General features: G+C 42.8%; 17 protein-coding genes. 12 read left to right on the forward strand and 5 right to left on the reverse strand.

The genetic code is table 11. The annotated features are described in order from the left end of the window. The first annotated feature begins 27 nt into the window (after positions 1 to 27). The 4 genes from FZ941_RS08545 to lepB all read left to right on the forward strand — a co-directional run bounded on the left by FZ941_RS08545 (position 28) and on the right by lepB (position 3,844). Positions 28 to 393: a hypothetical protein gene (locus FZ941_RS08545; RefSeq protein ID WP_148887557.1), complete on the forward strand. Its 366-nt coding sequence runs from the start codon at positions 28 to 30 to the stop codon at positions 391 to 393. A 332-nt stretch (positions 394 to 725) separates the two neighbouring features. Beyond that, the gene (locus tag FZ941_RS10815) at positions 726 to 1,082 is read left to right on the forward strand and encodes a hypothetical protein (protein ID WP_148887597.1); all 357 of its coding nucleotides are present in this window, start codon (positions 726 to 728) and stop codon (positions 1,080 to 1,082) included. A 102-nt stretch (positions 1,083 to 1,184) separates the two neighbouring features. Beyond that, on the forward strand, positions 1,185 to 3,134 hold the full coding sequence (thrS, locus tag FZ941_RS08560) for a threonine--tRNA ligase (protein ID WP_148887558.1): 1,950 nt from the start codon (positions 1,185 to 1,187) through the stop codon (positions 3,132 to 3,134). A gap of 152 nt (positions 3,135 to 3,286) precedes the next feature. Further along, entirely contained in the window at positions 3,287 to 3,844 is a 558-nt protein-coding gene (gene lepB / locus FZ941_RS08565) for a signal peptidase I (RefSeq protein WP_148887559.1), read from the forward strand. A gap of 27 nt (positions 3,845 to 3,871) precedes the next feature. Here the strand turns inward: lepB and FZ941_RS08570 are convergent, their stop codons facing one another. From FZ941_RS08570 to murT, 3 genes are read right to left on the reverse strand one after another with little or no spacing between them, the layout of a single operon-like run. Further along, positions 3,872 to 4,129, reverse strand: coding sequence for a LapA family protein (locus FZ941_RS08570; RefSeq protein WP_148887560.1), 258 nt, complete (start codon positions 4,127 to 4,129; stop codon positions 3,872 to 3,874). Between the two features lie 13 nt (positions 4,130 to 4,142). After that, positions 4,143 to 4,928 carry a lipid II isoglutaminyl synthase subunit GatD gene (gatD, locus tag FZ941_RS08575; RefSeq protein WP_148887561.1) on the reverse strand — a complete coding sequence of 262 codons (786 nt, stop codon included), beginning with the start codon at positions 4,926 to 4,928 and terminating at the stop codon, positions 4,143 to 4,145. Beyond that, positions 4,928 to 6,271, reverse strand: coding sequence for a lipid II isoglutaminyl synthase subunit MurT (gene murT / locus FZ941_RS08580; RefSeq protein WP_148887562.1), 1,344 nt, complete (start codon positions 6,269 to 6,271; stop codon positions 4,928 to 4,930). Before murT ends, gatD begins: the two co-directional genes overlap by 1 nt. Positions 6,272 to 6,378: 107 nt before the next feature. Between murT and cdaA the strand changes: the two genes are divergently transcribed. From cdaA to FZ941_RS08610, 6 genes are all read left to right on the forward strand, one after another. Next, the gene (gene cdaA, locus FZ941_RS08585; protein WP_148877496.1) at positions 6,379 to 7,236 is read left to right on the forward strand and encodes a diadenylate cyclase CdaA; all 858 of its coding nucleotides are present in this window, start codon (positions 6,379 to 6,381) and stop codon (positions 7,234 to 7,236) included. After that, positions 7,223 to 7,972: a YbbR-like domain-containing protein gene (locus FZ941_RS08590; RefSeq protein ID WP_148887563.1), complete on the forward strand. Its 750-nt coding sequence runs from the start codon at positions 7,223 to 7,225 to the stop codon at positions 7,970 to 7,972. The genes cdaA and FZ941_RS08590 overlap by 14 nt, the downstream gene beginning before the upstream one ends. Before the next feature lie 29 nt (positions 7,973 to 8,001). Next, on the forward strand, positions 8,002 to 9,354 hold the full coding sequence (gene glmM, locus FZ941_RS08595) for a phosphoglucosamine mutase (RefSeq protein ID WP_148887564.1): 1,353 nt from the start codon (positions 8,002 to 8,004) through the stop codon (positions 9,352 to 9,354). Positions 9,355 to 9,549: 195 nt separating this feature from the next. Then, a complete protein-coding gene (locus FZ941_RS08600) occupies positions 9,550 to 9,678 on the forward strand; it encodes a DUF4044 domain-containing protein (protein ID WP_065426516.1) in 129 nt (42 codons plus the stop codon). Positions 9,679 to 9,730: 52 nt separating this feature from the next. Beyond that, positions 9,731 to 11,041 carry a GTPase ObgE gene (obgE, locus tag FZ941_RS08605; protein ID WP_125390624.1) on the forward strand — a complete coding sequence of 437 codons (1,311 nt, stop codon included), beginning with the start codon at positions 9,731 to 9,733 and terminating at the stop codon, positions 11,039 to 11,041. A gap of 11 nt (positions 11,042 to 11,052) precedes the next feature. After that, on the forward strand, positions 11,053 to 11,208 hold the full coding sequence (locus FZ941_RS08610; RefSeq protein WP_125387654.1) for a hypothetical protein: 156 nt from the start codon (positions 11,053 to 11,055) through the stop codon (positions 11,206 to 11,208). A gap of 156 nt (positions 11,209 to 11,364) precedes the next feature. Here FZ941_RS08610 and FZ941_RS08615 read toward each other — a convergent pair whose 3' ends face one another. Both FZ941_RS08615 and FZ941_RS08620 read right to left on the reverse strand, forming a co-directional pair. Further along, positions 11,365 to 11,607: a type B 50S ribosomal protein L31 gene (locus FZ941_RS08615; protein WP_048763695.1), complete on the reverse strand. Its 243-nt coding sequence runs from the start codon at positions 11,605 to 11,607 to the stop codon at positions 11,365 to 11,367. A gap of 105 nt (positions 11,608 to 11,712) precedes the next feature. Continuing rightward, the gene (locus FZ941_RS08620; RefSeq protein ID WP_148887565.1) at positions 11,713 to 12,648 is read right to left on the reverse strand and encodes a bifunctional oligoribonuclease/PAP phosphatase NrnA; all 936 of its coding nucleotides are present in this window, start codon (positions 12,646 to 12,648) and stop codon (positions 11,713 to 11,715) included. A 105-nt stretch (positions 12,649 to 12,753) separates the two neighbouring features. Here FZ941_RS08620 and FZ941_RS08625 point away from each other — a divergent pair, with 105 nt between their 5' ends. Both FZ941_RS08625 and sufB read left to right on the forward strand, forming a co-directional pair. Further along, positions 12,754 to 13,194 carry a flavodoxin gene (locus FZ941_RS08625; RefSeq protein ID WP_037586414.1) on the forward strand — a complete coding sequence of 147 codons (441 nt, stop codon included), beginning with the start codon at positions 12,754 to 12,756 and terminating at the stop codon, positions 13,192 to 13,194. A gap of 123 nt (positions 13,195 to 13,317) precedes the next feature. Then, positions 13,318 to 14,700: a Fe-S cluster assembly protein SufB gene (sufB, locus tag FZ941_RS08630; RefSeq protein ID WP_148887566.1), complete on the forward strand. Its 1,383-nt coding sequence runs from the start codon at positions 13,318 to 13,320 to the stop codon at positions 14,698 to 14,700. Positions 14,701 to 14,779: the final 79 nt, after the last annotated feature.

A 14,779-nucleotide genomic window follows, 5' to 3' on the forward strand; every position in this document is an offset into this window, starting at 1 on the left:
TAAGACCTAATGAATGGAGGTGCTCTTATGAAAGTTCATAAAAAAGAAATTTTCTTTTTGCTCCCCCTTTTCTTTTTCTATTTTGTCTTTTATATACTGTTACGATATTTGCCTATGGATGCCATCTTAAGTAAGGGGCTGGTAGTTGGAAATGTTCTCATCTACTCCCCTCTGGCAACCTTCTTGGTGTCCCTGCTCTATGCAGCTTTTCATGGCTTTTCTTTGCGCTTTTCTTTCTTGGTTGCCCTCTTATTTTTCCTGACTATTTTCACCTGTGGGGAATGGATTCCTCTTTATCATGCCGCTTATTTCCTTTTCTCACTAGCTGGAAATGGCTTGGGACACTTGATTTATCTATTTAGTAGGAAAAATAGCAGAGCTGAAAACCAATAAAAGTTCTTGCAAATTTTTTCAATCGTGCTATAATAATTTTTAGAGACATATCACCTGCAGGAAATCTTTTAGAGAGCGCGTGGAGCTGGAAATCGCGCAGAGGATGCAGTTGGGACTACTCTACTGGCTTTTATGAAAACATAAAACGGTGGCTACGTTAGAGCCAATCAGAGGTGTTCCTCTTTTTTGAGGAACATAAATGTAGGTGGAACCACGTTGCGACGTCCTTTTGAGGATGTCGTTTTTTGTATGGAGAATAGTTACGACAAAGTTAAAATGAATTTAGCCAAGTATTGAATGAGGTGATAGATTTGAAGAAAATATTATCTTGGATGATGACTTGTAGCTTCCTATTTGTCTATGTCTGGCTAATGAATACGCTCAGTCTATGGGGAACGGAAAATATTGTCGTCTTTTCATTTTTTCTACTCATTCCTCTCTTGCCCTTTCTTGCCCCCTTTCTTGGTATCTTAATGTTTTTCAACAACAAGAAACTTATTATAACAGGGTATCTTTTAAGTTGGACAGCTGTTATCTATTTGGTCAATGCGACAAAAAGCTATCCTATAAGAATATACATGAGAGGTGAAATGACTCAGGAGGAATATCTTTCTCTCATTCTTTCCTTGGTATGCTATCTATGTATTTCTACACTTTTCTTTATTTTCAGAATGAAAAAGCTAAAATGAATTGATTGAGCAAATCGATTGTTATCATTCTTTGTTGATAGCTAGTTTCCCAGTTCTTCAACCTTCAGTTATAAAATATGATAAAATTTTAAGGAGAAAACCATGATTAAGATTACTTTCCCAGATGGTGCTGTTCGTGAATTCGAATCTGGCGTGACTACTTTTGAAGTTGCACAAAGTATCAGCAATTCCCTAGCAAAAAAAGCCTTGGCTGGTAAATTTAACGGCAAACTCATCGACACGACTCGCGCTATCACTGAAGATGGAAGCATCGAAATCGTGACACCTGATCACGAAGATGCCCTTCCAATCTTGCGCCACTCAGCGGCTCACTTGTTCGCCCAAGCAGCTCGTCGCCTCTTTCCAGATATTCACTTGGGTGTTGGTCCAGCGATTGAAGATGGCTTCTACTACGATACGGACAACACAGCTGGTCAAATCTCTAACGAAGACCTGCCTCGTATCGAAGAAGAAATGCAAAAAATCGTCAAAGAAAACTTCCCATCTATTCGTGAGGAAGTTACTAAAGACGAGGCCCGTGAAATCTTCAAAAACGACCCTTACAAGTTAGAATTGATCGAGGAACACTCAGAAGATGAGGGTGGTTTGACCATCTACCGTCAGGGTGAATACGTGGACCTTTGCCGTGGACCTCACGTTCCATCAACAGGCCGTATCCAAATCTTCCACCTTCTCCATGTAGCTGGTGCCTATTGGCGTGGGAATAGCGATAACGCCATGATGCAACGGATCTATGGTACAGCTTGGTTTGACAAGAAAGATTTGAAGAACTATCTTCAAATGCGTGAAGAGGCCAAAGAACGTGACCACCGTAAACTTGGTAAAGAGCTTGACCTCTTCATGATTTCTCAAGAAGTTGGACAAGGTTTGCCATTCTGGTTGCCAAATGGTGCGACAATCCGTCGTGAATTGGAACGCTATATTGTCGATAAGGAAATAGCTGCAGGCTACCAACACGTTTACACTCCACCACTTGCCTCTGTGGAACTTTACAAGACTTCTGGTCACTGGGATCACTACCGTGAAGATATGTTCCCAACCATGGACATGGGTGACGGGGAAGAATTTGTCCTTCGTCCAATGAACTGCCCACACCACATTCAAGTCTTCAAACACCATGTTCACTCTTACCGTGAATTGCCAATCCGTATTGCTGAGATCGGAATGATGCACCGCTATGAAAAATCTGGTGCCCTCACAGGTCTTCAGCGTGTACGTGAAATGTCTCTCAACGACGGTCACCTCTTCGTTACCCCAGAACAAATCCAAGAAGAATTCCAGCGTGCTCTGCAGTTGATTATCGATGTTTATGAAGACTTCAACTTGACTGAATACCGCTTCCGTCTCTCTCTTCGCGACCCTCAAGATACTCACAAGTACTTTGATAACGATGAGATGTGGGAAAATGCCCAAACCATGCTTCGTGCTGCCCTTGATGAAATGGGTGTGGACTACTTTGAATCCGAAGGTGAAGCAGCCTTCTACGGTCCAAAATTGGATATTCAGGTTAAAACTGCCCTTGGTAAAGAAGAAACACTTTCAACTATCCAGCTTGACTTCTTGCTTCCAGAACGCTTCGACCTCAAATACATCGGAGCTGATGGCGAAGAGCACCGTCCAGTTATGATTCACCGTGGTGTTATCTCAACCATGGAACGCTTCACAGCTATCTTGATTGAAAACTACAAGGGTGCCTTCCCAACATGGCTGGCACCGCACCAAGTAACCCTCATCCCAGTATCTAACGAAAAACACGTGGACTACGCTTGGGAAGTGGCTAAGAAACTCCGTGACCGTGGTGTCCGTGCAGACGTAGATGAGCGCAATGAAAAAATGCAGTTCAAGATCCGCGCTTCACAAACTAGCAAAATTCCTTACCAATTGATCGTTGGAGACAAGGAAATGGAAGACGGAACAGTCAACGTTCGTCGCTATGGACAAAAAGAAACACAAACTGTTTCAGTTGATGAATTTGTTCAAGCTATCCTTGCTGATATTGCCAACAAATCACGCGTGGCTAAAGAAGATTAAAATAAAAAAGGCAAATTCGATTGAGAGAGCTCCTCAATAGGCTTTGCCTTTTCATTTTTTACAATTTTGTTAAACGTAACCCTCTCTCATCTCAGTGTTTTGTCTAATCCCATGAAAAATGATATAATAGAATAAAAGGACAGGGGAGAGAGATGTTAAAGAGAGATTTACTGAGAAATATTATCATTGTGACGGTATTTATTGCCATTCTGGTGGGGCTACGCTTGTTTGTCTATACACCTTATCGTATCACCAAGCAAGATGCCAATTCTTTCTTGGCGGAAAATGATTTGGTCTTGGCGGATAAGACAGCCAAGCTTGCTCGTGGGGAATTTGCCCTCTATGAGGTCGATGGAAAAGAGTATGTCGGCCGTGTCATTGCTAAGGAAAATGACAAGGTGACCTATATGGATAACTTGCTGTATTTGAACAATCAGGTGCAATCAGAGCAATATATCGAAAAGATGCGAGAGAAATATCTGGCTTCGGCTACCAGCACGGGCTATTATACCCACGATTTTTCTGTTGTTGACTTAAAAGGAGCGACTTCTGATACCATCCCTAAAAATTCTTTTCTCATCTTGAATGATCGACGGGAAAATACCAAAGACAGTCGAGAATTTGGTCTGATCAAAAAGGAGCAGATTAAGGGAATTGTAGAATTCCGTATTTCTCCCTTAAATAAATTTGGTTTTGTTGAAACAAAGTAGCAAAAAAACTAGGTTGGAATTTCCAGCCTAGTTTTCTTTTTGAGATGTTTTAAGAATTTCTTTGGTTTTTTTAAGCTCTTTTTTCAGCGAGAAATTTTTTGACATGCTGATGAGAAAGGTCGTGACCGAGCCCAGGAGGACAGAGACCAAAATCAAAATGATTAAGGGAAGTTTAAAGCTGAAGAGGATAAAGCTAACATTGACGCTCTGCATATTTGCTAAGGAAATGCTAGCAACCAATAGGATGGTAATCAATAGAAGGATATAGTGTAATTTTTCTTTCATAACGATCTCCCAATTATTCAAATTCAGCCTTGCTCTTGATATCGCCATATTCTTCTTGAGTTTCTTGGGCTAGGATATCCTCATAAGCCGCCAGTTCAATGGCAGAGCCATACTTATTTTTCAGAGCAGTGGTTACTAGACGGTAGGCCAAGTTCGCATTACGGGACAAGATGGGGCCATGGAAGTAGGAGCCAAAGACATTCTTATAATGAACACCTTCGCAACCATCCTCTTGGTTGTTGCCATTTCCATAGACGACTTTGCCCAGAGGTTTTTCGTCGTCGGAGAGGAAAGTCCGTCCTTGGTGATTTTCAAAGCCGTAGTAGGTCTCATTGAATTCTTCGTTATGAATCTTAATGTCACCAATATAGCGATTCTTGACTTGGTTGAGAGTGTAGTGTCCCATGATACCCAGACCTTCGATTCGTCGACCAGAAGCTTCGATATAGTATTGGCCTAAGAGTTGGAAGCCACCGCAAATAGCTAGTACAACGCCGTTTTCATTGATAAAATTTTCCAAAGCTTCCTTTTTAGCTGGCAAGTCACGAGCCACAATCGTTTGCTCATAGTCTTGACCTCCGCCAAAGAAGACGATGTCATAGTTATCCTTATCAAAGTCATCCTCTAGGGAGACAATATCGACCTCAACCCTAGCGCCTAGCTTTTCGGCCACATACTTGAGCATGAGGACATTGCCGTTGTCGCCATAGGTATTCATAAGGTCGCCGTAGAGATGAGCAATTTTTAAGTCATAGTGATAATCCTGGTTTTCAGGAGAAACGAGGGATCTATAAACCATTAGTTCATCTCCTTTCTGATGACTTGTCGTTCTGCCAGCAACTCGCGGAATTCCAGCATAGCGGTATAAGTAGCTAGGATATAGGCGTGCTTGGTTTCTTGTTCTTCAATCAACTTAAAGACTGCTTCCAAATCTTTGACTTCGGTAATCTGATCTGCTGGATAACCCGTTACCCGCAGTCGACGAGCAATCTCTGAGTGGCGCACACCACCTGCAATGACCTGAGGAATATTCATCTCTAGAATTTTCTCAAAATTAGCATCCCAGATCCAGCTAGTATCAATACCGTCCGCATAGTTGGCATTGAGCAGGACAGATAGGCTAAAATCAAAAGGTGCCAGCTCAATCATTTCCAAGGCTTGGGTAGCTCCGACCGGATTTTTGATCAAGACCAAGGTACATTCCTTATCGCCGATTTTGAAAGTTTCTTGACGACCAAAGACAGCCCGGCTCTTGTCAAAGCCAGCCTTGATGGTAGCCGGCTCAACTCCGAAGAACTGAGCAACTGACACAGCGGCCAAGGCATTGTAGATATTGTAGAGACCGCCGATATTGATCTGATAGTCTTGCCCATCAATGGTAAAGGCAGAGCGATTGTGCTCAAGTGTCTTGAGAGTGGTCAGGCTATAGTCTAGCTTAGGACGCTTGAAGCCGCAGTCTTCACAGATATAAGCTCCTAGATTTGCATAAGTATTGAGCTCGTACTTGAGGATATGCTCGCACTTAGGACAGAGGATGCCCTCTGTATTGTAGTGGGCTAGCTTAGGTTGACTTTTCTCCGTGTCAAATCCATAGTAGCGGACAGGATTCTTCAGGCTGACCGAGTTAAAGAGCGGGCTGTCACCATTCATCAGTACAGTCGCTTCAGGCACTTTTGCAGCAGCATCCAAAATCATCTGGTAGGTCGTGTAGATCTCACCGTAGCGGTCCATTTGATCACGGAAAATATTGGTAAAGACGAAGAGGCTAGGCTTGATGTAATCACAAATCCGAGACAGGCTGGCTTCATCTATTTCCAGCACAGCGATATTTTTGCCAGATTTGCCTTTCTTAGCGGTTAGGAAGGTTGTGGTAATCCCCGTAATCATATTGGCGCCGCTGGGATTGGTCACCACTTCGCCAAAAGCTTCCTTGAGAATGCCTACTGTCAAAGCTGTAGTCAGCGTTTTTCCGTTTGTTCCTGTAATAACCACAACTTCGTAGTTCTTGGCCAAGTTTTGCAGAATGTTTTTGTCAAATGTGAGGGCAACTTTCCCTGGCAGAGTCGAGCCGCGTCCCATTTTGCTGAGAACAAAGTGAGAGGACTTGCCTGCCAAGAGGCCCAATGCTGTATTTATCTTCATAAGAAATATTTTATCATAAAAAAGTAAAGAAGGTTACAGAAAAATATCCTTAAAAGTGATATAATGGTTGAGAACTGTTTGTTTTTGACTGGGAGGGCCACTATGCAATGAACTTTCAACAATTAACCAATCTCCAATACTGGGCTAATGTATTCAGTAATCCTTGGAATATTTTAATCAACATTATTGATATTGCTTTAGTCACCTGGATTTTATATCATTTTACTAAAGCAATTGCCGGGACTAAAATTATGATTCTGGTTCGAGGAGTGCTCTTCTTCATCTTGGCACAGTTTTTAGCGAATATTATTGGTTTGACGACCATTTCATGGTTGATCAATCAGGTTATTACCTACGGGGTCATTGCGGCGGTGGTGATTTTCTCGCCTGAGATTCGGACTGGTCTCGAAAAGTTGGGTAGAGCGACCGAGATTTTTTCAGCCACGCCAGTCAGCAGCGAGGAGAAATTGATTCAAGCCTTTGTTAAGGCAGTAGCTTACATGAGTCCGCGTAAGATCGGTGCCTTGGTGGCTATTCAGGGCGCTCGAACGTTGCAGGAATACATTGCAACGGGAATCCCACTGGATGCGGATATCTCTGGGGAACTGTTGATCAATATTTTCATTCCTAATACGCCTCTGCATGATGGGGCGGTTATTATCAAAGATAATAAGATTGCTGCTTCGTGTGCCTATTTGCCGCTTACAGAAAGCACAGGTATTTCCAAGGAATTTGGGACTCGTCACCGGGCTGCGATTGGCCTTTCAGAAGTTTCAGATGCCTTTACTTTTGTCGTGTCTGAGGAGACAGGCGGTATCTCTACGACACATAATGGAGTCTTCAAGCATGACTTGAGTTTGAGCGAGTTCGAATCACAACTGCGGGAAGTTCTCTTATCAGACAAGCATGAGAAAATGAGCCTAAAGAATCGTATCCTAGGAGGATGGAAGAATGAAAGAAAGTAAAAAAATTCTCTATATTATCTCCTCCATATTTTTTGCTTTGGTTTTGTTTATTTATGCGACGTCCAGTAGTTTTCAAAATAGTATCAGCATTCGCCAAGTGACCTCGGAAACTTACAGCAATACGATTTCTAATGTCCCGATTGATATCAAGTATGATAGTGAACGGTACTTCATTAGTGGCTTCACTTCCGAAGCTAGCGTTGTTTTGACGGGTTCTAATAGAGTGGCTTTAAGTAGCGAAATGCAGGAAAGTACACGGAAGTTCCATGTGGTAGCGGATTTATCCAATGCATCAGAAGGAACAGTCGAAGTGCAGCTGAAAGTCGAAAATCTACCTAGCGGCCTGTCTGCTACGGTTAATCCGCAAAAAATTTCAGTCAAGATAGGTAAAAAAGCAAGCAAGAAAGTGCCAGTGAAGTATCTCATCACAGGCAGTCAGGTTGCAGAAGATATCTCTATCACAAATGTGAGCTTGGAGCACGAAGAAGTTACAGTGACAAGCGATGAAGAAACTTTGGAAAAAGTTAATCATGTCGCAGCAGTCTTACCAAGCAATGTCACTATTTCAGGAAATTATAGTGGGGTAGCCTCCTTGCAGGCCATGGATGCCAATGGGAATGTTTTGCCAAGTGTTGTGACACCGTTTGAAACAACGATGAAAGTTACGACCAAAACCACACATTCGAATTCGTCAAGCTCCAAATCGAGCTCAAGTTCGAATTCATCTAGTAAATAAATGCAAGATTTGAAAGGAAAATTTTAAAAATGGGTAAATATTTTGGAACCGATGGTGTTCGTGGAGAAGCCAATGTGGAATTGACGCCGGAATTGGCCTTTAAACTGGGCCGTTTTGGTGGGTATGTTCTGAGCCAACACGAAAGTGAAGTTCCTCGAGTGTTTGTTGGCCGTGATACACGCATTTCGGGAGAAATGCTGGAAAGTGCCTTGATTGCAGGTCTGCTTTCTGTGGGGATTCACGTCTACAAACTTGGTGTGATTGCTACTCCAGGTGTTGCTTACTTGGTTAAATCCGAAAAAGCTAGCGCGGGTGTCATGATTTCAGCTAGCCACAATCCTGCTCTCGATAACGGCATCAAATTCTTTGGTGGCGATGGTTATAAACTGGATGATGAGCGCGAGCTTGAAATCGAAGCTTTGCTGGACGCAGTAGAAGATACCCTTCCACGTCCAAGTGCAGAGGGCTTAGGAAAAGTCGTGGACTATCCAGAAGGTCTGCGTAAGTACCAACAATATATCGTGTCAACTGGTTTAGATCTTGAAGGAATGCATGTTGCCCTTGATACGGCAAATGGCGCTGCTTCAACTAGTGCCCGTCAAATTTTTGCTGATTTGGGTGCCCAGCTGACTGTTATCGGAGAAAATCCAGATGGCCTCAACATTAACTTAAATGTAGGCTCTACTCATCCAGAAGGCTTACAAGAAACAGTCCGTGAATCAGGGGCGGCAATTGGACTCGCTTTTGATGGCGACAGTGACCGATTGATTGCCGTTGATGAAAATGGCGATATTGTAGATGGTGACAAGATTATGTACATCATCGGCAAGCATCTGTCTGAAAAAGGCCAATTGGCTCAAAATACAATTGTGACTACCGTTATGTCCAACCTTGGTTTCCATAAAGCCTTAGAGCGCGAAGGCATCAATAAAGTAGTGACTGCCGTTGGTGATCGCTATGTGGTAGAAGAAATGCGCAAGAACGGTTATAATCTAGGTGGCGAGCAATCTGGACATGTTATTATCATGGATTATAATACCACTGGTGATGGTCAATTGTCAGCGGTACAATTAACCAAAGTGATGAAAGAAACTGGCAAGAGCTTGTCTGAACTTGCGGCAGAAGTGACCATTTACCCACAAAAATTGGTCAATATCCGTGTCGAAAATGCCATGAAAGATAAGGCAATGGAAGTAGCAGCCATCAGAGCCATTATTGAAAAAATGGAAATTGAAATGGCAGGAAACGGCCGTATCCTTGTCCGCCCAAGTGGGACAGAACCGCTTCTGCGTGTCATGGCTGAAGCGCCAACTCACGAAGAAGTGGACTATTATGTGGACACAATTGCGGATGTCGTCCGTGCTGAAATTGGTATCGAATAAAAGTCAAAAGATTGGAGAAGCCTCCTATTTGGAGTGAGTTTTTCAATCTTTTTAAATTATTTTCATAAATATCCTTTAGAATTCTTTGGCTAATAGAGCAAAATCTCTCTTTTTCTTTTTCATCTCGTAAATATTTGAAAAAGTATGCTAATCGTGTTAAAATATAGGGAGTAATCTAGGAATTGAGGTAATAAAGTGGCTTTTGGAGATAATGGACAACGTAAAAAAACTGGATTTGAAAAATTGACAATGCTGGTCGTGGTAATCATGTTACTTGTAACGATTGGTGCAATTTTTGCACAAGCTATCGGCGTAATCTTCTAATCCTAAACGCTGCAAGGCGTTTTTTTAGAGTAAAAAAGAAGCGAGAATTTATATGAGTATGTTTTTAGATACAGCCAAGATTCAGGTCAAGGCTGGCAAGGGCGGCGACGGCATGGTGGCTTTTCGCCGAGAAAAATATGTACCCAATGGCGGACCTTGGGGCGGCGATGGCGGCCGTGGTGGCGATGTGATTTTTGTCGTGGATGAAGGTCTGCGCACCTTGATGGATTTCCGTTACAATCGTCATTTCAAGGCTCAATCAGGTGAAAAAGGAATGACTAAGGGAATGCATGGTCGAGGAGCGGAGGATTTGATTGTCCGTGTACCACAGGGGACGACTGTGCGTGATGCTGAAACTGGCAAGGTCATTACGGATTTGATTGAACACGGTCAACGTTTCGTCGTAGCGCATGGCGGTCGTGGCGGTCGTGGCAATATTCGCTTTGCTACACCTAAAAATCCTGCTCCTGAGATTTCTGAAAATGGGGAGCCGGGTCAGGAAAGAGAATTACTGCTGGAGCTAAAAGTGCTGGCCGATGTTGGTTTGGTTGGTTTTCCTTCGGTTGGCAAATCAACCCTTCTGAGTGTGATTACATCAGCTAAGCCAAAAATCGGAGCCTATCACTTTACTACGATTGTTCCTAATCTGGGCATGGTTCGGACTCAGTCTGGAGAATCTTTTGCTGTAGCCGATCTACCAGGTTTGATCGAAGGAGCCAGTCAGGGAGTGGGCCTAGGTACCCAGTTTCTTCGACATATTGAGCGGACACGGGTCATTTTGCATGTTATTGATATGTCTGCTAGTGAGGGACGCGATCCTTATGAGGATTACCTTGCGATCAATAAGGAATTGGAATCCTATAATTTGCGCTTGATGGAACGGCCGCAGATCATTGTAGCCAACAAGATGGATATGCCTGATAGCGCAGAAAACTTGAAAGAATTCAAGAAAAAACTAGCTGCCAACTATGATGAATTTGAAGAGTTACCACAGATTTTCCCTATTTCTAGTCTGACCAAGCAGGGACTTGCCACGCTCTTGGATGCGACGGCTGAGCTGCTGGATAAGACACCTGAGTTTCTGCTTTATGAAGAATCCGATATGGAAGACGAGGCTTATTATGGCTTTGATGAAGAAGCACCAGCCTTCGAAATCTCCCGTGATGATGATGCTACATGGGTACTTTCAGGTGATAAACTAGAAAAACTCTTTACAATGACCAACTTTGACCGCGATGAGTCCATCATGAAATTCTCCCGTCAGTTGCGCGGTATGGGCGTTGACGAAGCACTTCGTGCGCGTGGTGCCAAGGACGGAGATCTGGTTCGCATCGGTAAGTTTGAGTTTGAATTTGTTGACTAAGGAGATATGTAATGGGTGATAAACCGATATCTTTTCGAGATGAAAATGGCAACTTTGTCTCAGCAGCAGATGTTTGGAATGCAAAAAAGCTGGAAGAACTATTCAACCGGCTGAATCCAAATCGCAAACTTCGCCTTGAGCGAGAAAAATTGAAAGAAGATCAATAATTGAAACCAGTCCTTTGAGATGAAGGAATGAGTGACAGTAGTCATGCTGCCTCATTCCAGCTTCCAAAGGATTTTCTATTGGAAAAATAAAAAAACCAAATCCGATTTCTCGGAAATGGCTTTGTATCAACATTCTTTTTAATGTCAATACGGTTCTTATTTGAGACCGTATTTCTTGTTGAAACGATCCACACGTCCATCTGCTTGAGTGAACTTTTGACGTCCAGTGTAGAATGGGTGTGAGTCTGATGAAATTTCGACACGGATCAATGGGTAAGTTTCGCCTTCGAATTCAACAGTTTCGTTTGAACGTTTAGTTGAACCGCTAAGGAACTTGTAGCCAGTAGTAGTGTCCATAAATACAACTTGACGGTATTCTGGGTGAATGTCTTTTCTCATTTTAAAAAAATCCTTTCTGCCATGGACTCTTTGCGAGCCATAGATTAGTTACTTTGATAGTTTATCAAATTCTAAATGATTTGACAAGTCTTTTGGATGATTTTCTTACTTTTTTGCTCTTTCTTTTAATTTTTGATAAATTAAGTCCACTTCATCTTTGGAATAAGCATTGGCACCGCTGGCAAGTGGGTGGCCACCTCCATCATGTTGCTTGGCAATTTCATTGATTGGAGTAAATTTACTGCGCATCCGCACACGATAATGGCCGTCAGGCTGTTCGACAAAGATGGCCCACATCTGGACATCTTCGATCCGTCCGGGTGCAGCTACAATAGCTGAAGTATCAGCATCTGTCAGCTGATTTTCTTTCAATAATTGCTGAGATAGGATAACACGCGCAGCACCATTTTCATCCACTTCCAGATTATCGTAGACATAGCCCTGAAGTTTGGCAACTTGATGTGTGATGGAGTCCATTTTTCGAGAAAGCTCTGAAAAATTAAAAGCGTATTGGCGAAGTTTTCCAGCAACTTCAAATGTGAGTGCAGTAGTCGCTGGATAGAGGAAGCGCCCTGTATCTCCAACAATGCCAGCATAGAGAAGTTTAGCGATATAGTCATTTACTTCTAAGTGATTTTCGAAGGCAAGAAGAGCGATAATTTCGCTTGTGCTACTAGCATCTGTATCAACCAGCAGCAAATCTCCGTAGGCATCATCGTTGGGATGATGGTCGATTTTAATCAAAAAGTCGCCCATGCTGTAGCGCTGATCATCAATGCGGGGAGTGTTGGCTGTATCGCATACGATTACTAAGGCCTGCTCATAGTCCGCATCTGTGACCTCATCCATCTTTGCTAGCCAAGTAAGACTAGGCTCGTCGTAACCTGTTACTTTGATAGATTTTTCAGGAAAGTTGAGCTGGAGAAGTTTTTGTAAGCCGACTTGACTGCCAATTGCATCTGGGTCGGGGCGCATGTGGCGGTGGATGATAATTTTATCGTATTCTTTCATTTTTTTCAGAATTTTACTATAGATACTCATTGTAAACCTCTTAAACTTTCTCTAGTTATTGTAGCACAAGAATTTTTATTTTTAAAATAAAAAAGATGTGTTATAATGAATGAAGATTATAATTTGGAGGGAACTATGACCTTAGCGAAAATTGTATTTGCCAGTATGACTGGAAACACCGAGGAAATTGCCGATATTGTGGCGGATAAGCTAAGAGAACTAGATGTAGAAGTTGAAGTGGACGAGTGTACCACTGTCGATGCAGAAGATTTCTTGGAAGCGGATATTACGATTGTAGCGACCTATACCTACGGTGACGGTGAGCTGCCGGATGAGATGATGGACTTCTACGAAGACTTGTCTGGTTTGGACTTGTCTGGCAAGGTCTACGGAGTGGTCGGTTCAGGCGATACTTTCTATGATGAATTCTGCAAGGCTGTTGATGATTTTGATGCTGTTTTTGCGGCTACAGGAGCAGTGAAAGGTTCAGAATGTGTCAAAGTAGATCTTTCTGCAGAGGAAGATGATATTGAGCGCTTGGAAGCATTTGCGGAAGAGTTGGTAAGTAAAGTTTAAAAAGACAATATGGAAAGCGGCTGTGGCCGTTTTTCTTTTGTTAAAGTATTATTTTCTGACAATTCTCATGATTAGGAGTATAATATAAGTAAGCGTTATCCCTTAGATAAAGGAGGAATTTCTATGAAAGAACGCGACTATGCCTTTGGCTTTCATGATAATGTCAAGCCACTCTTTTCAACTGGTAAAGGTTTGACCGAAGAAGTAGTTCGAGAAATCTCAGAAATCAAGAATGAGCCCCAGTGGATGTTGGATTATCGCCTCCGCTCCTTGGAACTTTTTCATAAGTTACCCATGCCTAACTTTGGACCAGATTTATCAGGTATTCGCTTTGATGATATTATCTACTACCAGAAACTAAGCGGAGATCGGGCTCGTAGTTGGGATGAAGTCCCAGAAGAGATTAAGGAGACCTTTGACCGCTTGGGAATTCCAGAAGCTGAGAAGCAGTTTCTGTCTGGAGCTGTGGCACAGTACGAATCGGAAGTGGTTTATCACAATATGAAGGAAGAGTTTGCCAAGTTGGGGATTATCTTTACTGATACGGATACGGCTGTTCAGGAATATCCAGACTTGGTTAAGCGGTATTTTGGTACAGTGATTTCAAATGCTGAGCATAAATTTTCTGCGCTTAATAGTGCGGTTTGGTCTGGCGGAACCTTTATCTATGTGCCCAAGAACGTCCAGTGCCAAGTTCCTGTTCAGACCTATTTTCGTATCAATGGTGAAAATGCCGGCCAGTTTGAGCGTTCCTTGATGATTATCGAGGAGGGCGGCTCCATCCAGTATATTGAGGGCTGTACAGCACCAACTTATACGACTAATAGCCTTCATGCAGCAAATGTCGAAATCATTGTCAAAAAGGATGCCTTTTTCCGCTATACGACCATTCAAAACTGGTCGGACAATGTCTATAACCTCGTAACGGAGCGGGGGATTGTTGAAGAAGGCGGAACCTTGGAGTGGATTGATGGTAACTTAGGCAGTAAGGTCAATATGAAATATCCCTGCAGTGTTCTCAACGGCCGCAACGCAAGAACTTCTGTTCTATCCATGTCTTTTGCCAACTATGGCCAGCACTTAGATGCGGGCTGCAAGGTTTTTCATAATGCGCCCAAGACATCCAGTACTTTGATTTCTAAATCAGTGGCTAAGGATGGTGGAAAGACTGACTATCGTGGTCAGGTTCGCTTTGGCAAGAATAGCGCTGGCTCCAAATCCCATATCGAATGCGATACCATTCTGATGGATGGTGAATCCAGTTCGGACACCATTCCTTTTAATGAAATCCATAATTCCAATGTCGCGTTAGAGCATGAAGCCAAGGTTTCCAAAGTGTCCGAGGATCAGCTCTACTACCTGATGAGCCGAGGCATCAGTGAAGAAGAAGCTACAGCTATGATTATCAACGGATTTATGGAACCCATTACCAAAGAACTTCCAATGGAATACGCCGTTGAACTCAACCAACTCATCAACATGAGCATGGAAGGGTCCGTTGGCTAAAACAGTCCAGGGGACTATTTTAGGTTGCGGATAAAAACTCGCTTAAGCGAGTTTTCTTTTAATTTAAGGTCTTTAGGAC

The organism is Streptococcus sp. Marseille-P6264 (assembly GCF_902460355.1).
In the GTDB taxonomy this organism is placed as follows: domain Bacteria; phylum Bacillota; class Bacilli; order Lactobacillales; family Streptococcaceae; genus Streptococcus.